Below are 26,902 nucleotides of genomic sequence, written 5' to 3'. Positions count from 1 at the left end.
CTCTTACTATCAATCTAATCCATCCATGACAAGTCCCATATACAGTACAAACCCCTGGGAAAAACTCAACACCTACCTCAGTCAACACCAATACTCCCAAATTTTTGTGCTGGCAGACCACAACACCAAGCAGCTTTGTTTTCCAATTCTGGAAGAAAAACTTCAACTTACCCAATTGTATATTTTCAGTTTTGAGGCAGGAGAAAGCTCTAAAAACCTAGAAACCGCTCAGGATATTTGGACCAGCTGGTTACAGGGAGGTATAGACAGATCCTCATTGGTCATTGCATTGGGAGGAGGTGTAGTGTGCGATATAGGTGGATTTTGTGCTTCTCTGGTATGGCGAGGTGTGGACTTCATTTATATTCCAACTACATTGATCGGAATGGTTGACGCAGCAATTGGCGGAAAAAATGGGATCAATTTTCTCGATTTTAAAAATCAGATTGGCCTTTATCAGGAACCAAAGGTGATTGTGGTTGAACCTGATTTTCTCCATTCTCTATCACAGAGACACATCAAAAACGGATTCGTTGAGATGATCAAACACAGTCTGATACAATCGCCAAGTTACTATGAAGACTTGCTGAATCTTGATTGGCCGGTGGATGTAGGAAATATGGATAGCTGGATCAGAAGATCAATCCGAACCAAACAAGAAATCGTCGAAGCGGATTTTAAAGAAAAAAATGTGCGTAAGTCCCTCAATTTTGGCCACACTATCGGCCATGCAATAGAGTCATACAGCCTTCGCTATAGTTGTGACTTGCTTCATGGAGAATGTGTTGCACTGGGCATGATCGCTGAAACTTACATCTCTCATAAGATGTACAATTGGAAACCTTATGTCTATGACCAGGTCATGACAATGCTAAAAAAATATGCTCCTCCTTTTCATCCTGACGCGGAACAAACAAAATTTATAATGGAGACGATGCGTTATGACAAAAAGAACAGTCAAAGGGAGTTGCGTCTCAGTCTTCTTGAATCTCCGGGAAAACCTCGTTGGGACATAGCTATCAATCATGAAGTTCTTCAAGAGAGTTTGGAATATATCCAAAACTTGTGAAATTTGCTACTCAATCCAATCGAATGGCATTCCAGGAAAAACTAAAAACTGCATGGCAAAAATTCAGAAAAGAGTTCAGCTTTGCAGATATCTATTCAGGCAAACAAAGTACAGACAAAGCCTGGTATCACTCCGCTGTCAATTGGATATGGAGAATTTGTCTGGGTTCGGTAATTTTATTTCTTCTTCTATTTATTTTAATCTCATTCGACAATATCCCAAGTTTTGACCAACTTGAAAACCCATCCTATAACCAGGCGAGTTTGGTGTATGCAAGCGACAAAAGCGTGCTGGGAAAATATTACAATGAAAACAGGGAATTTGTTCCCTACGATAGTTTGAACCCATTACTGGTTCAAGCCTTGCTTTCCACAGAAGACTCCAGGTACTATTCTCATTCAGGTGTTGACCTGCAAGCATTATTTAGGGTAGTTGTCAAAACCATAATCTTGAGAGACGAAGATTCAGGGGGTGGAAGTACAATTACACAGCAGCTCGCCAAGCTTTTATTTGAAAGACCAAACCTCAAAAACAAAAATACATTTTCCAAAATGGTAATGATCTTGAGGATAAAACTTAAGGAATGGATCACCGCTTTCAAATTGGAAAGAGCATATACCAAAGAAGAAATTGTTTCATTATATCTCAATAAATTTGATTTTATCTACGAAGCACACGGCATCCAAACAGCTGCACAGACGTATTTTCATAAAAGTCAAAAAGATCTCACAGCTCCAGAAGCTGCCACTTTGATTGGAATGTTGAAGAACCCCACTCTGTACAATCCCAGAAAATTTCCGGAATTGGCCAAAACCAGGAGAAATACAGTCCTCGCTCTGATGCATGAAAAATCTCATCTCAACAATTCACAATTTGAGGAAGCTAAAAATTCAACACTGGATGTAACTCAATTCAAACGAGAAACTCATCTGGAAGGATTGGCGCCTTATTTTCGAGCCGAACTCGGAAAGTGGCTGAAAGACTTACTCAGTGATCCAAAATATTTGAAACCGGATGGATCAAAATATAATATTTACGAAGATGGTTTGAAAATCTACACTACCATCAATCCTGAATATCAGAGACTTGCTGAAGAAGCAGCAGGAGAGCACATGACCAACATTCAAAAATCCTATTTTAATGTTTGGAAAACTAACGATCCTTGGACTTTTGAAGCAGATGAAAATCAACTGAAGATCCGAAAAGCAGCATTACAAAATCTCATTCGAGAAACAGAACGATATCAGGCTATCTGGGATAAGTATTATGGTAAATTGTTACCTGTGCTTGCTAATGAAATCGGAGATGTTGACGTAAATGACAGAACAATACAACGCATTCTGAATGAAGAAATCGAACCAGGATTTTTAAAAAAAGAGCTCGATAAAAAACAGATAACGAAGACCCAATACGACATTTCACTCAAAATTCGAAAAAGCAAACAATGGCCTTCGTTAAAGAAATTTTTTAATGCTTTTGAGACAGAAGTAAGAGAAGCAATGAACACTGCCGTCCCCATGAAAATCTATGATTATACGACTCATGGTGAAAAAGATGTGACGATGAGTCCATTGGATTCAATAAAATACCACAGAAAACAACTCCAGATAGGATCAATAGCTGTTGATCCACATTCCGGTGAAGTGAAATCTTGGGTCGGAGGTACCAACTTCAAGTACTTTAAATATGATCATGTCAATTCAAGACGCCAGGTTGGATCGACATTCAAACCATTTGTTTATTCTACAGCAATAGCAATACAAGGAATTCACCCTTGCAATGAGTTTCAGGATGTTCAATACACTATTCCTGCTGATGATCCTAACTTTCATTTGCCTGAGGCATGGTCTCCAGGAAATGCAAAAGAGAGCTTTAGCGGTGCTTCATACAATCTTTATAGGGCACTGAAAGAGTCTAAGAATTCTATTATAGTAAAACTCGTTATCCTATTAGGGAGCGTGGATCCAATCAGAGGATTGTTGCATAATATGGGAATAGATTCTACAGCACGAAGAAAAGATGGTGGCTTACTCATCCCAAAATGGCCTTCCATTGTATTAGGTACACCAGAGCTTACTGCGATGGAAATGACAGGCGCCTATACTACGTTTGCCAACAACGGTGTTTACACAAAACCTTATTTTGTATCCAGAATTGAAGACAAAAATGGAAAAGTAATCTATCGTAATCCAAGTGTAAACAATGTTGCACTTTCTCCTCATTTTAACTATGTGATGATGGACTTGCTGCAGAAATCTGGTAGCATAGGCTCCAATGTAAAAGTGCCAACTGCAGGAAAAACGGGAACAACAAATGATTATGTGGACGGTTGGTTCATGGGAATCACTCCGGATTTGGTAGTAGGCACTTGGGTGGGAGGAGAAGATCCATGGATACGATTTTTAAGCCTCGAGCTGGGGCAAGGGTCTGTAATGGCTAGACCATTTTTCCAGAAATTTATTCAAAAACTGGAGGCAAATCCTTCATCGGGCTTTGATTCAAATGCTAAATTCTTTACACCACCGGGTGAGTCCGGATCAGAATTCGATTGTGGTGCTTTCAGATCGCAAATGAATTCAAGCAGCTTGGATAATAGTGTTCTGCCTCAGAAATCAGGTGAGGAAGATGAATTATTTGAAGAAGAACAACCTGTTAAAAAAGAACAGAAAGCTGACGATGAGTTGGAATAAAATTTGCTCGAACCTACAAAATATCCTTTAGCTCTGATTGAGTTGTAACTCTTGCAATACTTCATTCTGGATTGATTTTAATTCCTCTGAATCTTGCCCCTGTACGTAGATTCTAAGCACTGGTTCAGTACCTGATCTTCTGAACATCAACCAGGAATCGTTTTCGAAATAATATTTTTCACCGTCCAATTGATCCTTTTTGATCACTTTATAACTGCCCCATTTCTCTATATTTGGCTGTGATAGATATTTTGCAATCCTGCTAATTTCAGACGGATTCAGATGGAGATCTATACGGTCATAAACAAATGCGCCAACAATTCCATAAATTTCTTCTATGAGCTCAGCAAGGCTTTTTTTCGTTTCTGCCATCAGTTGCAATACGGTAAGACCAATCCAAATTCCATCACGTTCTGGTATGTGTCCTGCAATCGCAAGACCACCGGATTCTTCACCTCCGACTAAGACATCGCCCTCAATGATGTATTCCGCAATGTATTTAAATCCAATTTTAGTAGTGATAAACTCTAAACCATAGTGAGCAGCCAGTTTAGCCAATTTGTTGGTGACTGAACAACTTACGACAATTTTGCCTTTTTGACCTTTGATACCTGCCAGATAATACAACAGCAGTAATAGAATATGGTGACTATCAATCATTTTGCCAAAAGGATCCACCATTGCAATTCGATCCGCATCTCCATCCGTGGCAATCCCAATATATTTTCCCGGAAATGATTTATTCCATTCAACGATTTCACCCAAATTCTTGGCGATTGGTTCAGGTGCTCTGCCTTTAAAACCTGGATTCCAATCACAATGAAATCCTTTCATTTCAGGAAATAATTTCTCCATAACAAATTGTCCTGCCCCATACATTGCATCATATGACAGAGAAACAGACGATCTGATGGCATCGAGATTAAATCCCTCGCGAACATGATGTTCATAGGGACTTTGGATATCAACCAATTTGATTTTACCATCGTCTAGATAGCTCGAAAAGGCATGTGTTGGTTCCGCGGCGAAGTCGGGTATCAAAGCCTCAATTGCTTCAATGTCCATCGGGAGGGAAGGGCTGCCGTGGGACGATTTTAATTTATATCCGTTATACAATGGTGGATTATGACTAGCAGTAATCACAACTCCAAGGTCTGCATGGTAATGTAATACAGCAAGGGAAACCATAGGAGTGCTCACGATACAATCTCCTGCAAACACTTGAATACCATGATCTGCAAAGATTCGTGCAGCTTCCCGCATAAACATTTCACCACCGAATCTACAGTCATGACCAATCACCAACTTCTGGTATGACCTTTGAACCATCCATTGCGCTGTACCCTCAGCTACCCTTCTCAAATTGTCAATTGTATAAGTATCTGAGATAATCGCTCTCCACCCATCTGTACCAAATTTGATCGGTACAATTCTACTTTCCTGCTTGTCAACCATGGTGCAAACCTACAAAAAGCAATGCACTGCAGCTTACATCATCAATTCATTTAACATTCAGTCAACACACTATAAAGTTTGACATCCTTGTCCACACAAACATTTCATATTATAGTTTTTTGTTATATTTGTGATCCTTAATAAAATCTAAATTTATCCATAGACTAGAGTCTTTTTTTATCTACGACAAATTGATTACAATTACCAATGTTTGATTCATATCGTCACAAAGGTCTCAGGGCACAGTTGATACAAGAGATCAAACGCAAAGGCATAAATGACGAAAAGGTTCTGAATGCAATCAGTAGAGTACCGCGGCATTTATTTTTAGACAAGGCATTCGAAGAATGGGCATACAAAGATCAAGCATTCGCCATAGATTGCGAGCAAACTATATCCCAACCCTACACTGTTGCATATCAGACGACTTTACTTGAAATTAAACCAAAAGATAAAGTCCTCGAAATAGGATTGGGCTCAGGATACCAGGCAGCAATTTTGATTGAATTAGCTTGTAAAGTATATTCTATAGAAAGATATAAACATCTTCATGACAAGACATCAGCACTGTTACACCAAATCGGATATGGCGCTGTTCGCACATTCTTTGGAGATGGATTTCAGGGGCTCCCAAGATTTGCCCCATTTGACAAAATCTTGATTACTGCTGCTGCACCTGAAATTCCGCAGTTACTAGTAGATCAACTCGCAAATGGCGGTTGTATGGTGGTACCTCTTGGAGAAGGAAATTCTCAAACCATGATCCGATTGAAAAAAAATCTTGAAGGTAAATTGATACAAGAATCTTGTGGAGATTTTCGATTCGTTCCAATGTTAAAAGGAGTGGTAAACTGACTTCTGGATCAGTTTTAAAATTGTTCAAATCTGCTTGAATTATTCTTCTTCCGAATTCTCATTAGTGTGTTGGTTTACAACTTCTTCATGAGTTTCATCCTGTGCTGAAAGAAAATTCAATATTTTTTGTGCTGCAGATTTTCCAGCTAATCCAATGATTTCATCTGGGGGAGCTTCTGCTATTCTTTGGATCGATCCAAAATGACTCAAAAGCTTCTGTGAAGTCTTAGGACCAATTCCAGGTATATTTGATAATGCAGATGAGATTTGTGCTTTTGATCTGAGCTGCCGATGAAAGTTTAAACCAAATCGATGTGCCTCATTTCTGAGTTGTTGGATCAATTTGAGTGATTCGGATTTTTTATTCAAGTGCAAGGGTACCGGATCATCAGGAAAGTAAATTTCTTCTAATTTTTTAGCGATTCCTATCAACAGAATTTTTTCTGTAAGCGCTAATGCAGTAATGGCTTTCAGGGCTGAAGACAACTGCCCCTTTCCTCCGTCGATGATTACTAGCTGAGGCAATGAAGATTCTTCATCCAAAAGTCTTTTGTAACGACGATGAACTACTTCCTGCATAGAAGCAAAATCATCAGGACCTCGTACAGTTTTAATTTTGAAATGCCTGTAATCTTTCTTAGAGGCTTTGGCATGTTTGAAAACAACACAAGCAGCTACGGGATTTGTCCCCTGAATATTACTATTGTCAAAACACTCAATATGGATGGGTGCAGCCGACAGATTCAGATCAGCTTGTAAAGTTTTGAGAATACGTTCACTATGACTTTGTTTGTTACTCATCTGCAAAGCTTCCTTTCTCTTCTGCAATTGATATAATGTAACGTTCTTCTCTGACAAATCAAGCAAACTTTTCTTATCACCCCTTTGAGGTACAGTTACGACTAGATTTTGATTCTCCAGTTCTAGCGGGAATGGCACTATTAATTCCGGCGCCTGGCTTTCAAACTGGTCTCTGATCTTGTGTATCGCAACAGATAAAATGCGCTCAACTTCCTCTTCAGCATTTTTTTCTGCTTCTATGGTCAATGTGTGAATTACTGCTCCATCGATTACTTTCAGGTAATTGATATATGCCATTTTCTCGCCAACTGCAACAGAAAAAACATCCACATCTTTGATTTGACTGCTGACGACACTTGATTTACTATGATAATCTTCCAAGACATCCAGTTTCAGTTTCCACTCATGTGCCTGCTCGAATAATTCCTGACTCGCAAAATATTTCATTCTCTCGGTAATAAACTCTTTAACCGCTCTAAAATGACCTCTTAATATATTCTTGATCTGTATGATCTTTTCGTTGTATTCCTCTTCTGATTCCAATCGAGTACATGGCCCTTGACAATGGTGTATGTGATATTCCAGACAAACCTTGTATTTGTTACGCGCAATTGCCTGCTGGGTAAGTAATAGATTACATGTTCTCAGTGGAAAAATCTGACGAATCAATTCAACAATTACTTGTGTCTTGAACTTAGAGGTATAGGGACCAAAATACAGTGAACCATCGCGCACAGGTTTACGTGTAAAAAAAACTCTTGGAAAGGCTTCTTTCTTGATACAGATATAAGAATATGTTTTGCCGTCTTTCAGCATTACATTGTATCTGGGCTGATGAATTTTGATGAAATTATTTTCCATCAATAGAGCATCATGTTCGGTTTCTACTACAGTAAATTCAATATGATGCGCATGTCGAACTAGTGCTTTGGTTTTGGCATTTGTCTGGTGCGATTGTGAAAAATAAGAGTTCAGTCTATTCTTCAAGTTCTTCGCCTTTCCAACATAAAGGATATGATTGTGCTTATCCAAAAATCGATAAACACCGGGATCCGTAGGAATGTGTATAGAAAACTCGCGGTATTGCTGTGTAGTCAATGAAATGAATTTTGCACAAAATAGTATTCAACAAACAATTGACTATCTGGACTTGCTGAGTTTCATGAGTGAATAAGTTTCAACTATGGTAAACAAGACATAAATAACAATTGATGGTAACATCAAGTTTTTACTGTCAACATTAAATTTTTTGATCATCATAACAATGAGAAAAATGAATCCAAACATCTTGATCATTATAGAAGCCAGAAAGATTCTGCTGAACTGGTATAGGTCACTTGACTTCGCAGCTCGGAGCGCAAATACAAATAGTGCTATTGTAAAACAAACAAAGAAAATGATCATGATCCATGATGCTCGTGTTGCATTTGGATCTTCGTTGATTGTCCAATGCACTAAACCAAAAGACAAAAGTGTAACAATCAATATACTAGTCACAAAATGACTATTCTTCATTCTCCGTCCTTTTGAGATCTTGAAATAACCAAACCATGACCAGGATAAAGAAAACCAATGCAAACAATACAGTAAAAATTGGCTTCTTCATTTCCAGATAGCCATCAAGCTTATGTCCAATAAAGATTCCAAACCCAATGACTCCAAAAAACTGCATGGCTAAACCGGAGTACTTGAGATACTTATTGACATCAGTTGACTTTCTAGGCAACATATGCTGTTTGTCGATTACTGCTCTTTCTTGGGCAGCGGGGCGGGTCCTGAGGACGAAGTGCTCATTTTACTAAGCACATTAAATCGAGCTCCTGGGGCAACAGATAGTTTATCGGTATTGATTTCTCCTTCAACTTGTGCAGTTTCTTTTATATGAAGCAAATCCTCTATAAACAGACTACCACGAAATTGGCCTTCAATGACTGCATTTTGAGCTTTGATTTCGCCATCAATATTTCCTTTTGGACCTATAATGACTTTTCCCTTGCAATTGAGTATACCTTTAAGGTAACCGTCTATCCGTATGTCGTTATCCGCTGAAATTGTTCCTTCAACAGATGTACCAGACACCAGACTATTGAGTGCAGATTGTGTCAAGGATACCTGATTTTTGGCCGGATCGTTGTTTTTGCTTCCAAACATAGCTTCTGTCTTTTGAGTGGGCTGCTAAGTTAAGCATTTTATACTGATGCTATTTGCTTTTTGAGTGATTCTTCTCAAATTTGAAATTCAGGTCTTAGATCCCCTCATCAAGCGCGCTAAGAAATTATGGTTTTGATGCCCTCCCATTTTTATCTATACATCCATGATGAAGCCCAAAATTTAAAGCTGAAATTCTGTCACAGGTGAATTTTATGAACAGATTGGATAAATTCACAATGTCTTGAATTGAATCAGAATGATCAATTGCCCAAAAAATTGAACTCTCATTTTCATATAGAGAATTCCTCAAATCCAATTCATTCCTTTGAATGAATAATGCTAAAAATAAAACAGGGACGTCGTCAGACATCCCTACTTTAATATGTACAGGAATTTGGAATTTATTAGAAGTTAGGGCAATAAATACCTCTCTTTTCGGGTCCGCAAACGTTGTAAATAAAAGACAATTCAAAAGCATTAGAAGCTGCGCTAGCATTTCTTAGTCCTGACAATGTCACATCATAGCTTAGCCCGAAACCGAATTTGTTATAATCGAATCTAGTTGATAAGATTAAAGCATCTGCATGTATCCCTTTTTGCTTATTCGCCAACCTGGCCCAGACACCCGTTTGAAATGACTGTCTGTCATATTTTGAACGGCTCACGTCAAAACGAAAGCTTGTTCCACCATTGACTTGCCAAGATGGTCCTTGAAAGAAAGTAACGATACCGGGCACCAAGCCCAACTTACGACCTATAGAAAATACACCACCTCCGTGGATAGTCAGCTTTGAATATAAAGGACTAGCAGTAAAGGCACCGCTTGATTTAGAATAATGATTTTGCAAAGGTTCATTTAGATGAGAATAAGCTCCACCAAGGTAGTAGTTGTTTTCCTTATCCAAAACAGAAAACCAAAGAAGCCCTACAGAAACATCTGCGAACAAGAAACTAGGATCAATCGCATAAATATCATTTTCACCCGGAGTATTGATCGGACCATTGGATGATAGTTGGTTTCCCCAAACTGCATTATGGAAATTGATACTACGGTTGTTTACTCCGGCTTCAGCTCCAAAAACCAAATAATGTCCAGAGGTCCTAGAGCCGGCCATACGTTTGCTATAGGTTCCTGAAAGTTTGAATTGTATCGTAGAAAATGCCAGACTTCCGGCACGGTCACCCCAAAATGTTCCTCCAAAGCCAAAATAATCGTAACGTCCTACCGGCACCTTCTGATCAAATGAAAGATTCATTGTATTGAAAGCCTTGGACTTGAGTATTGGTGCCCACTGGTTGCGATAGTTGGCTACAAATCTCATTTTACAATTCATAACCCCGGTTAAAGCCGGATTGAGGTTGGTCGGGGACATATAAAATTGAGAAAAATGGATATCCTGAGACATCAACCACAACGGGGAGACGAACAGTAACGCTTGAATCAGTTTCTTCATACCTACTACAATATAATGGCTTAAATATACAGGTGTTTTTACAAAAACCATTCCCATTCCAGTTTCTTTTATCATATTTATTTAATTATAATATATAACTCCTAATCTGGACGCTTCATTGCGCCATATTGTTCCAGTAAAACATCATCCAGTTGATTTGCTGTTTCGAGCAAGTTTTGAATGGTGTTTTTTCCGGATTCCGGGGTGAAATAGTTATCAAACATGACCATACTCAACAAGATGTCGTTGTTCCGTATACTGAGACTAAGACCCCTTAACTTGTCATTCTGTTGCAATAGGTAGGTATAAATCGCTTTAATATTATCTTTTGGTAAAGAAGACAACACTGCATCCCCTGCTATCATCCCTGTTTCCTCGTGGTAACTCAGGATTACTTTTGCTGAACCCACTACTGCCTCCCAATTAAAAGGTCCTCGTCTGGTCAGCCTAACATCGTAATGCAAGGTGGAAAGTACGTCCTCAATTTCGCGTCTGAAACCGGAAGGCGTATAATCTTCTAAATCACTGATCATGAGGATGTCAGCACCACAATGTGGGCAATACTTTTTCTCAGGATTGGGCTCAAAGACGATGTTGGCGCAAGAGGTACACCTTACTCCTGACTTCCCTCCTCCCCGAACAAACTCATCCAGGGCTTGAGCAAGGTAGTTGGAAGGCAATGAAAAACCAATATTTTGTCCATTTTGGATAATAAATGTATTAACCCCTATGATATAACCCTGACCATCAATCAATGGGCCTCCACTGTTTCCAGGATTTAAGGCAGCATCATGCTGGATGTATTGAATATCACCTTGATGGTGAGCAACATTAGAAATGATGCCTTGAGTAGCTGTAAACTTCAAACCAAAAGGATGGCCCACAGCCATGACTGTATCCCCTTCTGTAGCGACCAACTGCTTCCTGATTTGGGCATCCCCCATATGATGCTCAACAGGTGCCTTGACGAATGCAAGGTCATATTTAGCATCCAAATAAACCACATCAAGCAGACTACGTGACATTCCCTCAGCATCCACCACAACCATTTTGTTTTGTCTGACAACATGCTCGTTTGTAACCAGCAAATTATACTCTTTTAAATAGAATCCGGTTCCTACTGAAAAAGGAGTAGCCATCTGGACGACTACGGATTTGTAATTATCGATAAATGCTTTCAATTGATATAAAATTGAACTGTATATTAATAATATTCGAATCTTAATTCAAAATTTGGACAAGCTGAGAACGATAAAATAGACTCAACAATTTTACTTGAATTCATATATTCCATCATGCAAGTACCTGACGAAATAATTGCAAGTAGGACTGATAAAAATGAGCCTTAGTTTCAAACTGAAGTTGATCCATCAAATTTTGCTTATCCGTCAGATTACTATCTTCCAAAATTTGTTTAATAGCTGCTTTTATCCTTGCTGATCTCAATTCGTCTCCGTCAGTAAAGTCGACCGGTATAGAAAGTGATTTAAAAAAATCTTCTTCAGATATACAATAGAACAAATGCAATAAATCTTTTGCAGGAGAAGCAAATGCAAATTGGAACAATAAGAAGCCCACAAGATAAGAACATATTTGTTCACAAATAAAATAATGCTTTTGCTCTTTGTACCATTCGAACGATTTCATTTCATTCTCAATGATGCCCCCAATCTCCGTTTCTGTAGCCGGAGGAACAACACTAAAAGTTGAAATCACATTATAAAATTCTGATCGCAGTTTTTCCGGTTCTATTTCTTTTAAAGCCTTTAATCCTTCGGTCAATTTTCCTAAACTCAATCCGACATCCTGATTGCCCGCTAAACTATAAACGGCATGAATTTTAGCAATTTGGTGCATCGCCTTCCCTTCTGGTTTGAGCAGATAGTCGAGCTTATACACACAGGATAAATATACATAAGTCAAGGCACCTTGGAATCTATCCGGATTCAGATGTCCCAATACTTTAGGATCGAGGACTTCATCAATTTCACGATAAAAATAATTTGTCTTTAGCTCCTTTTCCTTATCACTGATAGCTATAATGTGCTCTGCATTTATAGGTTTCACATTTTGAAAATCCATTACCATTAGATCATCGTCCAAATCTGCCTGTATGGCCATTTCCTTTAATCCATAAAATAGCTTATATGGCGAGGCTTCAGCAATTACACTATCAAATTTTAAACTCATTTGAAGTTTATCATTTAATGCATAACGACTGTATTGCAACATATAATTTTTCTCAAGGGATTTTCTCATTAACCCAATGTTCAAATCTTCAACTATTGCCAATGGAGCTATCGCATAAAAATGAACTAGATCCATATAACCCAACACCGATTTTGATCCTTGAAATATTTCAAATTCAATTCGATCATTAATCTGTTGAAAACGAATATTATCACCCTTTTCGTTTTTCAAATATTCCAATACATGACTAAAGGAACTATGGTAATCTTTCTTCTCAAAATCGCTCAATGCCATTTCCCAATGTTCATTCAAAGAATCGGATTTAAACACGCCTGAAAATCTGCCAAAAACCGTGTTCGAATCTAACAATACTGAAGAATCAGAAGAAGATTTAAAAATGGAAGACCAAAAACCCATAATTTGGAGTTATGTGCAAAAATATAAAAAATACAAATACAAAAGCCCACAAATCTTACCCGCTAGGCTAATATTTCAATAACTGACAAATCTCAGGACAAGCCAAAAATTTGCTTTACTATCAAAACCAAAAGAAAAATAGGGAAAGAACTCCATCTGCAATGTATTTTTGCAGTTTGTATGAGTGATTTCAATTTAAGAACAGAATTGCTGCTAGCACCTTCTCCAAATAAAATTTTCCATGGTGAAAAGATCATTTGCATGGGTAGCTGTTTTGCAGAAAATTTGCACCAAAAATTGACTGAACATGGTTTCAACAGTAGCTTCAGCCCATATGGTATTGTATTTAATGCGTGGATGCTAGCTCATCAGCTCAGACGATTAATTGCCGGAAAAGAATATTTAGATCATGAATTGATTTTTTCGAATGAAATGTTTTCAAGTTGGGATCATCACGGGAGTTTTTCTCATCCCGATAAAGATGTTGCATTACTTCAAATCAATGCCCATTTCAATGACTGTAGAGAAAAGTTAAACCAAGCAGAATATCTGATCCTTACCCTTGGCACTTCAAGTATTTATGAAACCAAAGAAGACAGACATCGGGTTGCCAATTGCCATAAAGTTCCCGCTCAGCATTTTACAAAATATAGAATAACTTTACAGGAATTAATCAGCGAATTTAACGCTAGTTTTCAGGAACTCAAACAATTCAATCCCGGATGCAAGATATTAATTTCTGTCAGCCCTGTAAGGTATCTTCAGGATGGATTGGTCGATAACAATCGAAGCAAATCATGTCTCTTGATGCTCTCAGAATTTCTGGAACAAAATTATAACTTCGTCGAGTACTTTCCTGCATTTGAATTACTCATTGATGATCTTAGAGACTACCGGTTTGTCAAAGAGGACATGGTTCATCCAAATTCGCTGGCAATCCATTATATCTGGCAGAAATTTTCAAATGTTTTCTTTACAAAGGCAACTCAAGCGCTCAACGAGGAAATACTTAGCTTTCAAAAAAAAATAAAACACAAACCGTTATATCCGAATAGTGAAGCCTCCATTCGTTTTCAGAATCAACTTAAAAAAGATTTCGCACTATTTAAACTCCAACATCCACAAGTCTTCTTGCCATTGATTGAAATTTGATATTTTCAACAGGAATGTTTGAAAATGAAAAATTGAATTGATCAGCTTTTAGGGCTTCCCATATTAATTCTGGTAAAATTCGCAAGAAGGTATTGATATTCGGTAGAATTTTGCAATGCGTCTGACACACCGCAAATTATAATTCTTTCACGAGCTCTTGACAAGGCCACATTCAATTTTCTGTCAATACCGTTTGCATCTACGGATTGTATCTGAGAAAGCAGCCGGCTATCCTGAATCACAGTTGAAAGTATAATAATATCTCGAGCACTTCCCTGATACCTTTCAACAGTGTCAACTGTCAAGTCGATCTTATCCAATCCTCTTTCATAAAGCGCTGCTCTGATTGCAGTAATTTGTGCCCTGAAAGGCGTAATAACTCCAACACTTTCCGAAGACCAAATTAGATTTTCCTCCTTATAATGATGATAGATTTGCTCTACTAATTCCGCAACAATCAAAGCTTCAGCTCGGTTAGTTTTAAATGAGAAATTAGATTCTGATTTACCAACATCTATGAATACAAGTCTTTTATTTGGAAATATGTTATTTGGATTGGAAGACAAGGAATCAGGATGAGATAGCAACCTCAATTGTTTACCATTCTTGTCTCGATTCATTACCTCCAGTTTGGATTGATAGAATAATTGGTTGACAATATCCATGATTTCCAAATGCATCCTACCCTGCGACTGCAGCATTCCTATACAGTGCTCCCATTCCTTAACTACACATTGTTTCCACAATCGTTCAAACAATGATTCACTCGTCGAGCGGAAACCTGCTTGAAGCAGTTCTTGGTTTAATATGATGGATTGAGATTCATCCTGCACGCTTACAGCTGGAAGTTGCAAATGATCTCCTATAAAAATTACCCGTTTAAACAGAGGAAGCAAGCCAATTATATGAGGTTCCAAAATTTGTGAGGCTTCATCTATGATTAAAATGTCAAACTGCTTAACATCAAACAATTCCTTTTTCCCAAGAATTGAAGCCACTGTAGCCGCATACAATCTAGTCTTTTGTAAATGATCCAATAACAATGCCCGACTGTTAAACTGCATAGATACTTCCTCCAATAAATAATGTCTAAAATCTTGATGGACGGCATATCTAGAACCAATTCTGATCAAGGAATTTTCTTCTATTATTTCCAATGCTGCAGAACACATTTCATCTACTGCTCGATTTGTATATGCCAAGAGCAATACACTTTCTTCAGAACAGCCAATAAAATACTTACATAAATGTTTTACGATAATACTTGTCTTGCCCGTACCAGGAGGTCCCCAAAGTAAAAAATAATCTTGTGCATTTAATATGCGCTGAATAATAGTCAAATGTTCTGTACGCAACTCCGGAGAAGCATAATAAATACTAGCATCAGTTCTTAACACAGGCTTTTCCTGAGACAAGTAAAGTTTTCTAATCCTGGATTCTGCAGAAAGAAAAGTGTGTAGATTTTGGTATTGCTGAATAAAACTCCTGTCTAAATGATCGTGTTCAAGATTCCAAATCGAACTTACATCATCAATATTTTCTCTAAACTGTCGGCATCTTAATCTGATGTGAACCATTTGTGGTTGTACTTCTAACAACGTACACTTATAAACCTGTTGATGCATCACATCAGGTTTATTCTGGATTTGTTTGTAGAGTAGAAGTGTATCACCGACCCTAAAATTGTGCGAGAGCGAACTACCATTTTTATTTTTCAATAACAAAATAGGAAACTCCCTTCTTTCCAGAACTATTTCATCTATTCTTAGATCAGCAATCAAATTATATTCTATCTCTTTTTGCTTTGCATCCACCAACCACAATCCTGAAACTCCGGTATCGGATGATGTACTTCCTAGTTTAGAATAAATTTGCTCCCTAGCAACTGCAGCTATATAAGTTTTGAAGTATTCCTTCTCGAGCTGATCACAATTCTGATAGATATCGACAACTGACTTTGCTTTCGTCAGCATAAAAGAATCAATTTTTTCAAAATGTCTGTAATGCAATTCATCAAAAAGATGTTTTTCTGATTGTCCGGCTAATGCAAAATGAAGAAACAACAATTGGTTTCTCATCTGCAAAATCGAATAAAAATCAGAACTAGACTCAGGAGAAATCCGAAGTGCACCACTTGAAAGCACAGAATATAATATGTAACAATCGGCTTGTCCGAGGTCCGGCCAAACTGACTGGATCAAATATTTGTAAAGAGTTGCTTGTACATGATGATTTCTATTAATTCCATTTAAATTTGGCTTGTATGGCTTACCGCTTTTAAGTTCAATTATGGTAGCGCGGTTAACTTCATTGTTCTTGAAAAAGACATCTAATCTGCCCTGTATGCCATATTTTCTTGAATAAAATGAAGGTTCCAGGTCACAATATCCTAAATCCTCTATCAAACCATCAAAACGGTTTGAGACAAGTGCTTTGAGGTGATCAAACTGCATTTTAAGTTTTGTCCTAAATTCCAGCAATTCATCGTCCGAAAACAAAACGAAAGCCAGTGGATTTGTCCAAAAAACATTTTTGAAAACCTCAGCAAAACTCAAGTTTTTTTCAATTATCAACTGGTCCAAATAATCATTGATCAGAGTACCTGCTAACATCGCTTTACTGAAAGAATCAAAATAAAATAATGAAATCAAATGTTTGTAAGGATTGGCTCCATCAGTATAAAAACATTCTGCAATTGCTGTAATATCCAGTAAATAATCTGGGTAGAAAATGAGATACCCGGCTTGGTACTCATCCTCAATTTGTTGTAGTTCTAGTGCATGAACCTTAACCGGCAATATATTTAATTTCAGGAAGGCATGCAGCAATTTATTCTGTTGAATAGCCTCCTTTGTGAGTTTCAATTTATCTTTCTTCTCACTTCCACCATCAAATTGAAAATAAAATTCATTTTCAGATTCGCCTGGCGCCAAAATGATAAGGTAGCCAGCTTTATTCTTGAATTCATCGTTTAAGGTTTTTGAATATTCCAAGTCATTTTCTTCAACGAAAGAAGACTCGTTATTACCATTTAGCTGAATTCTTTGATAAACTCTGTTGGCGCGTTCTATTTCAGTTTTTAACTCATCAAAATGGAGTTTGTCGATATCAAGATTCATAAAGCGTAATATTGCCTCCATTGAATCTTCATTCAAAATGTTTTCCCGAACCATCCTGAATAATACAGGGCTTATTTGGATAGACGTTTTAGCAGATTTTCCTGAATGTAATAAAGCATATTCATAAAAAAGCTGGTACTGATTGCCATAGGCTCTCAATACGTTTAACCTGGAGATTTCAGGTGTCGTCTTTATTTCAGGGAAATCATTTTGAGGACTCATGAATCATTTTAATACAAACAATTGCGATAATACGTATTTTTTCCTTTTTAGCCAAAGATAAGCAGGTCATATTTGAAACTCAAGTTTAATGTTTCAAATTTATAATGTAAGTTGCCTAAGCAGAACCCAAAATAAATGTTAATAATGTGATCTCATATCCTTAGTGACTGTGAAGATTTTACCTTAGCAAAAATTTATTGCCTTATGCATTCAGTAAGATTCATCTTGTTAGTTTTTAGCATCTCTTCTATCATTTTTGGAGCATGCAAAAATGATACTCAGAAAGCGAATCCATCACCAAAGGTTATATCTACAGCTGTGCCAGTTCCGGTTATTACTGAAGATGTAAAAATGGCATTGAGCAAGTTGTCAGATGTAACTCCTTCTGAAGGAACATTGGTACACCAGTTGTTTGAGTTTGCTCAATCAGGCCAATATGATTTAGGCACGGAATTTAAGTTCTTAGACCTACAATGGAAGCCAAATACTGCTGAATGGAAGGCAAACTCCGACAAAGAAATCGTGGACCTAGCTAGATTTATGACAGAGTTTCCGAAAATGATCATTAAAATTGAAGCGTATACTGATAATGAGGGAGATGATCAAAAAAATCTCAAACTTACAGATGCTCGAGTTCAAGCAATCAAATCAAAATTAAAAGACGCCGGCATTGCAGATGAGCGTGTAATCGTTGAGGGCATGGGTGAAAAATATCCGGTTGGGGACAACAAAATCATTGAAGGTCGAATGATAAATAACCGTGTAGTAGTTACTTTAAGACGCTTTAACCAATAGCAGTGATGAGCTCAATAACAGCTCAAATCAACAAATTTTATTTCTAGAAATTATGAGTGAGAGCTATAGAACGAACTGCTTCTGCAACACTCGTAGCCACTGTTGGATCTAAAGAATCCGGTATTATTTTATCTTTGGTTGGCTCCTTAACATGTGCGGCAATTGCTTCTGCAGCAGCAAATTTCATGCTTAGGTTGATTCGGGAAGCCTTTGCCTGAAGAGCACCCAGAAAAATCCCTGGAAATGCCAATACGTTATTGACTTGATTGTTGTAATCGCTCCGTCCTGTACCAACGATAAAAGCTCCACCCTTGTATGCATCTTCAGGTAATATTTCAGGGATTGGATTAGCCAGTGCCAAGATCAAAGGATCTGGTGACATGGAACGAATGTGCTCTTCTTTCAATAAATTGGCTTTGCTTACACCTATAAAAACGTCAGCTCCTTTAAGAGCATCAAATACAGACCCGGCAATATCGTCCGGATTGATGTAAGTCAATAACTCACGCTTCATTGCATTCAAATTTTCACGCTGTGAATGTATAATCGATATTGAATCGCACACAATTACCGATTTCACCAATTGCTGATTAATAGCCATTGGATCCTTTCTGGCGATGTATCTGGCAATAGCAATTCCAGCCGCTCCAGCACCATTGATGACAACTTTAAGATCTCCCATCTTTCTGCCTGTAGCTCTACAAAAATTCAATAAAGCTGCTAGAACTACTATAGCTGTGCCATGCTGATCATCATGAAAAACCGGTATTCCTATATTTTGAAGCCTTGCCTCAATTTCAAAGCATCGAGGTGAAGAAATGTCTTCCAGGTTGATTCCACCGAATACGGGTGCAATGTTTTTCACAATTTGTATGATTTCTTCGGTATCCTGAGTGTTCAAGCATATTGGAAAACCGTTGATTCCAGCAAATTTTTTGAAAAGCATTGCTTTACCTTCCATAACAGGAATCGCAGCCAAAGGGCCTATATTGCCTAACCCCAATACAGCAGATCCATCAGAGACAATTGCTATTGTGTTTGCCTTAATGGTGTAATCATAAACTTTACCAGGATCTTTATAAATCTCTTCGCAGGGTGCAGCAACCCCTGGACTATAGACTTGAGAAAGTTGTTCTCTGGTTTGGATATCCAGCTTGTTCGCAACATCCAGCTTACCTTTCAAGTCTTTGTGGAGCAGCAGCGATTGTTCAAAAATATCCATATTGTCAATTTCGTAGTTTACTCAAATACAGCGTCAAAAATAACCCATATCTTACGGAATTGACTCAATATACGCTATTTTTTTAAAGATTTATCAATGATTTCCTTTTAACCAAAATTCACTTCAAGATAAAAAAATCGGATTAGATATACTCTCAAGAATTTGTTCCTGGTGTTTAGCGCTGACTACCGGATAAATTATTTCATGAATTTTTTCTCAGAATTCAAGATAAAAGTACTTCTATGGATACCTTGAAACACTATTCCCATAAATTTCTTTTTGCTATATACTCCTAGTGTTTTAGCTAGATTATTATTTTCATCAACTAAAAGATCATATGGAAGATGAAATTTGTCTATGAACTTCCGGTGACTTTTTACAGTGTCCGAGCTCATTCCTAAAAGATGTACATCGTGAGATAGGAGTTGAGTAAAATGATCTCTCAGGTTGCAAGCCTCTTTCGTACATGTAGGCGTATTGTCTTTTGGATAGAAAAAAATGACAAGCCACTTTGAAACGATATCCTGAAGTTGAACAGTTTTTCCATGTTGATTGAGCAATCCAAATTCTGGAAAAAGATCGCCGGCTTTTAATTTAAATTTGGGTAAATAATTGTCCATTGTGCTTTTTCATGTTAAGAGACAAGATCTGCTTAACGAATAAAATTGTAAGTATACGACCTGGAATTTTGACGATCATCTGTAGCCACCAGTATCAGCTCATGTTTGCCCGGGCTCAGCCAATCTTCGAACTGATGTTTGATCAAGTGGTTTTTCGCATCATACTCCATCAAAATCCATTGCCCATCTAGATACGCATCACATCGTGGATGTTCAGCTGATCCTAATGCAGGAATATTATCCTGAATTCGGAATGACATATACTTATTGTTATGCATATTAAACTTATAAGTAATAGGAGCTATTCTTGGCGCCATTGTATCCATCATAATGGAATAATACCCTAAGGACTTATATGTCGATTTTAGATATCCGTCCATCCATTTCCCTCCACAAGACACATAGCTTGAGCCCCGTTTGACTGCAACAAAACATTTGTCGAGTTCTCCCGGATCCATTTGTCTTGTTGGGCGGAGTGCGATTTCGATTTCTCCATGTAATGGATCTTTTCCCGGATAACAACCTATCCAGTTGCACAATGCCATTGCAGAAGAATTTATGATAGAGTCGGATCTATAAAAGGAGTTGTCGTATAAACTACCAGCAGGAATATGAAAATAGCCGCTTTGGAACTGAACTAAGTTATCGGTATCGTAATGCAATACCTGATCCAGGTCTTCATTCTTTGATTTCTTGGTGTAAGGCACTTTACGCACTAAAAAATGAACTGAGCTCTCATTGTGGCGCGAGTCTTTTACTGTGAGACTTACATTGTGATCGAACCCATCAGCCATAAAGAATGTACCTTCATTTTGCAAAACCTTGTATAAGCCTATACGGTTGCCTTTAAGTTTGAAACATCTCTGAAATTGCCCCTGTGCATTCAACTTAGATGGATAATCAATATGTGCGTTGACACACCTCGTATCTTCCAGAGACCAATGATCCGTTGAAAACTGATAGACCACTATGCCATCTACTTTCATCTCTATAGATTTTACTCCTGTCCAATTCCATGAATTATTAGACCTATCTAAGGCATCGACACCGAGGCTAAACATATCTCCCGGTACACTGATCAAATGAGTTGATTTATTCAGTTTTGATGCATAAAAAATTTGACTTGAAGATTCATTGCCCTGGGAATCAAAACCATAAAGTTTGACTCGTCTAATCAAAGGTGCTATATTATCCTGAATAGGAACACCATACTCTGCAGGATCCAGGACTTCCGATGAATTCGTTTCTCTCAACTCAAAATGCAAATGAGCCCCTTTACTGGCTCCTGTATTTCCCATATAACCGATCAGGTCACCGACAGTTACCGGCCAGTCCTTAGGGCTAAAATCTATATCTGTTTCAAACTTTTGAACTTTATATTGATGTGTTTTCACTGCAGCATCCAAATCAGGCCGAAATTTTTCAAGATGTGCATAGAGTGTAGTATATCCATTGGGATGCTCAATGTAAATTGATTTACCGTAATCTGTACTGCTGATGGAAATTTTGCGAACGAATCCTGTGGCCGCTGCAAGAATCTCATCACCTCCTACCCCAGTTGCCGATCTAATGTCGATACCTGCGTGGAAATGATTATTCCTGAGCTCTCCAAAGCTACCGGTCATTGAAATGGGATTGCGCACAGGCGAACTTAAAACAAATGGACTTGGGTCAGTAGAAACACAATCGTTTCCTACTTCTTTGAAACTAAAGCTCATCAATAACAAAGTCCAAAAGATTTTCCGCATCAGTTAGTTTTCATTAAAGTTTGCAAAAATATACTGAATCATCAGTTCTACTGCATAATCTGCCTGAATTTGTCCACTCTTAAGCATTTCTTGATATTTTCTTAACTCTTTTTGGAAATATTCATTCTCTTCCAAAGTTGAAATCAAAGCTCTAGGCCACTCCTGATCAAAGAAATTCAGGCTCTGATTCTGTCTAAGCTGATTGATGCCACCTGAATCAGAATGCCTGATGAAAAAAAGATCAATTTTCTCGAATAAATTTATCACCCCATTTGGCAAAACAGCTGAGGCAAGGATAATTGGAATTTTCCAATCTCTCCAACGTGAGATCCTAAACTGAATTGCATTTTGAAGGTAACCGGCAGATTCTTTTGCTTTTTGAAGTAAATCACCATCTGCTTTATTGATCACGAGTATGTCCGCCCATTCCAATAATCCCATTTTAATGGCCTGCATATCATCGCCGCCTACCGGTGGTTGAACGACAATAAGGCAATCACACAAATCTGATACAGCATGTTCAGATTGACCTGCACCCACCGTCTCTATTATTATGGTATCATAACCGGCAGATTCACAAATTTTGATGGTGCGGTAAGTCGACTCATTCAAACCACCAAGAATTGATCCTGCAGAAGAAGGTCTAATGAATGCTGCGGATTTTAAAGCCAGTTCTGCCATCCTGGTTTTATCTCCGAGAATACTGCCTTTTGTTCTTTGACTGGATGGGTCTACACTGAGTACTGCCACTTTATGACCCAGTTCAACGTAACGCAGTCCTAATTTTTCTATTAGAGAGCTTTTACCTACACCTGGAGGCCCGGAAATACCAATCCTTCTTGTTTTTCTTTCATTAGGTGGAAGCAAACTCAAGAGTTCTCTTGTAAGTTTTTTGTCAATGGCAAGTTTACTTTCAGCCAAGGTAATTGCATTCGCCAGAGCGCTTCTGTCACCTCTCAACAGCGCCTCAAGCATTTTGTCTAATTCAATATTTTTTTTCAATATTAATAATAATGACAATATATAATGATAAGAATATCAGATGTAAATTTAAGATAATGCTGCAATCTGACCAAAATTTTAACCAAAAGGCTATTGAAATTTTGGCCAATAAATGATAAATCAAGGAAGTTATACAATTTCACTGTAAACTAATAAAAACTGAAATTGGATAAGATGTTGATTCTGAACTCCTTCCTTTTTGATTTCAAATCAAACTGAGGAATGGAAAGCAAATGATTATTAATAGGACAGAATAAGACCCATAACTCCTTTATATACAGGCAGATACAATTAAACCATTTAAAGCTTTTCGCGTTTGAAACTGAGATATGCAACTGAAAAAAATCTATCTTGACAATAACGCCACAACTCCTTGTGATCCAAGAGCTGTGGAGGCAATGCTACCCTATTTTTTTGAAAAACCGGGAAATGCAGCTTCAAGGTCCCACCCTTTCGGATGGGAAGCTGAAGATGCTGTTGATGAAGCGAGGAAACAAATCGCTCTACTTATCGGAGCCGATGAGAAGGAAATCATTTTCACATCCGGTGCTACCGAAGCAGATAATCTGGGAATCAAAGGCGTATTTGAGATGTATGCGCGCAAAGGAAACCACATTATTACAGTCAAAACAGAACATAAAGCTATCTTGGATACCTGCTTACATCTTGAAAAACAAGGAGCAGAGATCACCTATTTAAACGTCATGCCCGACGGTAGAATTTCTTTGGAGGAATTGGAAAATGCAATTACACAAAAAACCATTTTGGTATGTGTCATGTGGGCAAACAATGAAACTGGTGTAATCCAACCGATAAAGGCTATCGGAGATATCTGTGCTGAGCATGGAGTTCTTTTTATGAGTGATGCCACTCAAGCCGTGGGTAAAATTCCTGTCAATCCAAGAGAAAATGGAGTCCATATTATGGCTTTTTCAGCCCACAAAATGTATGGACCTAAAGGCATTGGTGCACTTTATGTTTCAAGAAAAGAGCCCAGAGTCAAAGTAACTGCTCAAATGGATGGCGGTGGACATGAAAGAGGTATGAGGAGTGGCACTCTAAATGTTCCCGGAATTGTTGGATTCGGCAAAGCAGCTGAGCTAGCACGATTAGAAATGGTTGAAGAAGCAAACCGTTTAAGCAAATTAAGGGACAGATTGGAAGCCGCCCTGATGGCAAAACTTGATGAAGTGTATATCAATGGCAGTGTGGTGTACAGAATGCCGCATGTTACGAACCTTTCCTTCAAACACGTTGAGGGGGAAGGACTCATGATGACCTTCAATCAGGATATCGCTTTATCTTCCGGCTCTGCTTGCACCTCCGCATCTTTGGAACCCTCTTATGTCCTGGTAGCACTTGGTCTTGGAGACGATCTAGCACACAGTTCTTTAAGATTTAGTCTAGGAAGGTTCACAACTGATGAAGATATAGATTATGCGATCAGTGCTATTAGCCAAGGGGTAAACCATATGAGAGACATTTCTCCTATTTGGGAAATGTACAAAGAAGGTGTAGATCTTACTAGTATAAAATGGGAAGCACATTGAAATTGAACTTCAAGAAATTATAAACTGTTATTTAATTAGCAATTCATATTCATACAAATGGCATATTCAGAAAAAGTACTCGATCACTTCAAGAATCCGAAAAATGTAGGTACCATGGACAAAAATGATCCTCTTGTAGGTACAGGATTGGTTGGCGCTCCAGAATGTGGTGATGTGATGAGACTCCAAATCAAAGTAAATCCTACCACAAATACAATTGAAGACGCAAAATTCAAAACTTTCGGTTGTGGATCTGCAATTGCTTCATCATCATTAGCTACTGAGTGGCTAAAGGGGAAAAGTCTTGATGATGCAATGAAAATCGACAATATGTCGATAGTAGAAGAATTGGCACTGCCTCCTGTCAAAATCCATTGCTCTGTTTTGGCAGAAGATGCGATAAAAAGTGCAATAAAAGACTATAAAGAAAAAAGCGCAGCTACAGTTTAACCCAATTTGCTATGATATATATTGCTGATTCAGCTAAAAACAAAATCTTGCAATTGATGTCTGAAGCAAAACTCAGTACAGAGCATTTTGTTAGGGCATCTGTTACGAGTGGTGGATGCAGTGGGTTGAGTTACAGCTTGGACTTTGATAATGAAACTCAATCCAATGATCAAGTATTCGAAGACAATGGGGTCAAAATTGTAACCGATTTAAAATCTTTCTTATATCTATTCAACTCCACACTAGAGTTTTCAAGTGGATTGGAAGGGAAAGGATTTTATTTCAACAACCCTAATGCCAACCGAACTTGTGCTTGCGGTGAGAGTTTCGCTGTTTAATACATAGTCGATCTCCTATTAGGCGATTACAGATTTACTGTAATTTTCTCAATTTTTGCATCCTTGCGTTCCAATTCCTCCTGATTTTGATATTCCAGACATATTATAAATTAAAATATGATTTATCTTTATGACACCTGAAATTTCAATGACGGGAGAAGTATGTCCGCAGAAGATACAGTCAACATTGTAAACATAATTCCTAAGGAAATTTCCTACCCATCTCAAAAACTCTCTTTGATATTGCTCACTTGCAACATTGCAAGTTTTGGACTACAAAATATCATTGTACTACCATATTTCGATGAAAGAATTCAGATTTCAGAGTTTCTATTTCTAGCTAATATCATCTGGATTTCAAGGTATCGCTTTTTCTATTATAGGATTTGGGAATACTTCATCCAAAATTATTGGACTCGGCTAATCATCATTTTTTCTTTTAGTTGGTCTTTATGGAATTCAGTCAATGTTATCATTCATCCTGGATTATCCTCGGTCTTGGAAGCAATCGGAAGACTCTATCTTTGCCTGGCATTTGTAATCTGGCTTTTGCTTGTTGGGGGGCTTAGCTTCACAAAATTTTCAAGTTTAAAGTACAATTGGATGCCTGTGATTGGTTTTCTATTCGCCATTATCGGCATCGTTGGATATTTTATGGAATATTTTGGAATGGACAATATACAAGCTAACTGGTGGGAAAATTATCCATACACTGGAACAATTGTCAGATTGCAAAGTTTCGTAACAACTCCCTCTTTTTATCTTAGTTGGATATCCATTCCTGCTATTTTTACCCTTTTTAGTATTCACATTAAATCGAACTCTAAAAAATTCCATTTCATAATAGTTTGCATTTTGATTAGTGCTGTGCTTAGCTTTTCGAAAAGTTTGATACTGCTGGCTGGAATTATTTTCTATACTACATGGATTATACACTTGAATAGAAAATCAATCGGATCAGTTCTATTAGCATCATCTATTTTTTTTCATTTAATTGCAGTCCATATTTTAATTACAAAAAATCCATCAAAGTATGAATCAACGAATTATACAGCCTCCGAATATTTATTCAACTTTGAAAATTATACAATGCTCAAAAGTTGTTACCTCAGCTTCAAAGAAGGCGCATTAAAACTATTTTCACAAGAACCATTGACAGGAATCGGACCAGGATTGTTTAACCAAGGAATTGACAATTTGAAAGCGAATGGAAATTATCCTCAGCAACTTTACTCATTTGATGCCCATTCGAGCATAACAGGAACACTGGCTGAAAATGGTGCCGTGGGAATGCTGTTATTAATTTTTTTGAGCATTTCAATTATTTGTATTATTCGGCAATTAAATCCTCATGACAAACTCCTATTCAGCTCATTATTTATATTATTTGGCGCTGAAGGAATTTCAATGGATATAATGAATTTCAGGCATTACTGGTTTTGTTTAGCTTTATTATCTGTCACATTCCTGTTTCATAATAAAAAAATATATTCATTTAAAGGCCAATTTTCTATCTGAATGCCCATTTACAAATAACAAGTGTTTAAAAAATTCTGCTGATTTGAATCCGCAATCGAATTGCGCAAATCCCATCAGATAAAG

The 26,902-nt window shown here is 37.7% G+C and carries 22 protein-coding genes; 10 read left to right on the top strand and 12 right to left on the bottom strand.

The genetic code is table 11. The features are described 5' to 3' along the window. Positions 1 to 25: 25 nt before the first annotated feature. Complete coding sequence (gene aroB, locus IPI99_08525; protein MBK7340558.1) at positions 26 to 1,069, top strand: 3-dehydroquinate synthase; 1,044 nt, start codon at positions 26 to 28, stop codon at positions 1,067 to 1,069. Then, positions 1,066 to 3,759, top strand: a complete 2,694-nt coding sequence (locus IPI99_08520; protein MBK7340557.1) for a transglycosylase domain-containing protein — start codon at positions 1,066 to 1,068, stop codon at positions 3,757 to 3,759. Before aroB ends, IPI99_08520 begins: the two co-directional genes overlap by 4 nt. A gap of 27 nt (positions 3,760 to 3,786) precedes the next feature. On the opposite strand, the gene IPI99_08515 is transcribed toward IPI99_08520, so the two are convergent. After that, positions 3,787 to 5,190: a phosphoglucomutase/phosphomannomutase family protein gene (locus IPI99_08515; GenBank protein ID MBK7340556.1), complete on the bottom strand. Its 1,404-nt coding sequence runs from the start codon at positions 5,188 to 5,190 to the stop codon at positions 3,787 to 3,789. A gap of 231 nt (positions 5,191 to 5,421) precedes the next feature. Here IPI99_08515 and IPI99_08510 point away from each other — a divergent pair, with 231 nt between their 5' ends. Then, entirely contained in the window at positions 5,422 to 6,069 is a 648-nt protein-coding gene (locus tag IPI99_08510; GenBank protein MBK7340555.1) for a protein-L-isoaspartate(D-aspartate) O-methyltransferase, read from the top strand. 39 nt (positions 6,070 to 6,108) lie between these two features. Here IPI99_08510 and IPI99_08505 read toward each other — a convergent pair whose 3' ends face one another. Further along, positions 6,109 to 7,968 carry an excinuclease ABC subunit C gene (locus IPI99_08505; protein ID MBK7340554.1) on the bottom strand — a complete coding sequence of 620 codons (1,860 nt, stop codon included), beginning with the start codon at positions 7,966 to 7,968 and terminating at the stop codon, positions 6,109 to 6,111. Between the two features lie 175 nt (positions 7,969 to 8,143). Between IPI99_08505 and IPI99_08500 the strand changes: the two genes are divergently transcribed. After that, positions 8,144 to 8,374 (top strand): hypothetical protein, encoded by a 231-nt coding sequence (locus tag IPI99_08500; GenBank protein ID MBK7340553.1) that lies wholly within the window; start codon positions 8,144 to 8,146, stop codon positions 8,372 to 8,374. Here IPI99_08500 and IPI99_08495 read toward each other — a convergent pair whose 3' ends face one another. The 5 genes from IPI99_08495 to IPI99_08475 form a co-directional block, all read right to left on the bottom strand. Further along, positions 8,375 to 8,599, bottom strand: coding sequence for an AtpZ/AtpI family protein (locus IPI99_08495; protein ID MBK7340552.1), 225 nt, complete (start codon positions 8,597 to 8,599; stop codon positions 8,375 to 8,377). A gap of 14 nt (positions 8,600 to 8,613) precedes the next feature. Then, positions 8,614 to 9,021, bottom strand: coding sequence for a polymer-forming cytoskeletal protein (locus IPI99_08490; protein MBK7340551.1), 408 nt, complete (start codon positions 9,019 to 9,021; stop codon positions 8,614 to 8,616). A gap of 404 nt (positions 9,022 to 9,425) precedes the next feature. Beyond that, positions 9,426 to 10,475 (bottom strand): PorP/SprF family type IX secretion system membrane protein, encoded by a 1,050-nt coding sequence (locus tag IPI99_08485; protein ID MBK7340550.1) that lies wholly within the window; start codon positions 10,473 to 10,475, stop codon positions 9,426 to 9,428. A 101-nt stretch (positions 10,476 to 10,576) separates the two neighbouring features. Continuing rightward, positions 10,577 to 11,656, bottom strand: coding sequence for a trypsin-like peptidase domain-containing protein (locus IPI99_08480; GenBank protein ID MBK7340549.1), 1,080 nt, complete (start codon positions 11,654 to 11,656; stop codon positions 10,577 to 10,579). 112 nt (positions 11,657 to 11,768) lie between these two features. Then, a complete protein-coding gene (locus tag IPI99_08475) occupies positions 11,769 to 13,082 on the bottom strand; it encodes a hypothetical protein (protein MBK7340548.1) in 1,314 nt (437 codons plus the stop codon). Positions 13,083 to 13,343: 261 nt separating this feature from the next. Between IPI99_08475 and IPI99_08470 the strand changes: the two genes are divergently transcribed. Further along, positions 13,344 to 14,234 (top strand): GSCFA domain-containing protein, encoded by an 891-nt coding sequence (locus IPI99_08470; GenBank protein ID MBK7340547.1) that lies wholly within the window; start codon positions 13,344 to 13,346, stop codon positions 14,232 to 14,234. A gap of 41 nt (positions 14,235 to 14,275) precedes the next feature. Here IPI99_08470 and IPI99_08465 read toward each other — a convergent pair whose 3' ends face one another. After that, on the bottom strand, positions 14,276 to 17,575 hold the full coding sequence (locus IPI99_08465) for an AAA family ATPase (GenBank protein MBK7340546.1): 3,300 nt from the start codon (positions 17,573 to 17,575) through the stop codon (positions 14,276 to 14,278). 204 nt (positions 17,576 to 17,779) lie between these two features. Between IPI99_08465 and IPI99_08460 the strand changes: the two genes are divergently transcribed. After that, positions 17,780 to 18,370: an OmpA family protein gene (locus tag IPI99_08460; protein MBK7340545.1), complete on the top strand. Its 591-nt coding sequence runs from the start codon at positions 17,780 to 17,782 to the stop codon at positions 18,368 to 18,370. A 43-nt stretch (positions 18,371 to 18,413) separates the two neighbouring features. Here IPI99_08460 and IPI99_08455 read toward each other — a convergent pair whose 3' ends face one another. From IPI99_08455 to meaB, 4 genes are all read right to left on the bottom strand, one after another. After that, complete coding sequence (locus tag IPI99_08455; protein MBK7340544.1) at positions 18,414 to 19,592, bottom strand: NADP-dependent malic enzyme; 1,179 nt, start codon at positions 19,590 to 19,592, stop codon at positions 18,414 to 18,416. Positions 19,593 to 19,789: 197 nt separating this feature from the next. Then, positions 19,790 to 20,212: a peroxiredoxin gene (locus tag IPI99_08450; GenBank protein ID MBK7340543.1), complete on the bottom strand. Its 423-nt coding sequence runs from the start codon at positions 20,210 to 20,212 to the stop codon at positions 19,790 to 19,792. Between the two features lie 32 nt (positions 20,213 to 20,244). Continuing rightward, complete coding sequence (locus IPI99_08445) at positions 20,245 to 21,960, bottom strand: M23 family metallopeptidase (protein ID MBK7340542.1); 1,716 nt, start codon at positions 21,958 to 21,960, stop codon at positions 20,245 to 20,247. A gap of 3 nt (positions 21,961 to 21,963) precedes the next feature. Next, complete coding sequence (meaB, locus tag IPI99_08440) at positions 21,964 to 22,962, bottom strand: methylmalonyl Co-A mutase-associated GTPase MeaB (GenBank protein MBK7340541.1); 999 nt, start codon at positions 22,960 to 22,962, stop codon at positions 21,964 to 21,966. Between the two features lie 329 nt (positions 22,963 to 23,291). Here meaB and IPI99_08435 point away from each other — a divergent pair, with 329 nt between their 5' ends. The 4 genes from IPI99_08435 (at position 23,292) to IPI99_08420 (ending at position 26,818) form a co-directional block, all read left to right on the top strand. Further along, the gene (locus IPI99_08435) at positions 23,292 to 24,512 is read left to right on the top strand and encodes an IscS subfamily cysteine desulfurase (GenBank protein MBK7340540.1); all 1,221 of its coding nucleotides are present in this window, start codon (positions 23,292 to 23,294) and stop codon (positions 24,510 to 24,512) included. A 57-nt stretch (positions 24,513 to 24,569) separates the two neighbouring features. Then, a complete protein-coding gene (gene iscU, locus IPI99_08430; GenBank protein ID MBK7340539.1) occupies positions 24,570 to 24,962 on the top strand; it encodes a Fe-S cluster assembly scaffold IscU in 393 nt (130 codons plus the stop codon). An 11-nt stretch (positions 24,963 to 24,973) separates the two neighbouring features. Continuing rightward, entirely contained in the window at positions 24,974 to 25,300 is a 327-nt protein-coding gene (locus tag IPI99_08425) for an iron-sulfur cluster assembly accessory protein (GenBank protein MBK7340538.1), read from the top strand. 162 nt (positions 25,301 to 25,462) lie between these two features. Then, positions 25,463 to 26,818 (top strand): hypothetical protein, encoded by a 1,356-nt coding sequence (locus IPI99_08420; GenBank protein MBK7340537.1) that lies wholly within the window; start codon positions 25,463 to 25,465, stop codon positions 26,816 to 26,818. Positions 26,819 to 26,902 lie beyond the last annotated feature (84 nt).

This window comes from Saprospiraceae bacterium, from assembly GCA_016710235.1.
GTDB lineage: Bacteria > Bacteroidota > Bacteroidia > Chitinophagales > Saprospiraceae > Vicinibacter.
Note: the sequence above shows the minus strand (reverse complement) of the source record. Positions and strands in the feature narration are given on the sequence as shown.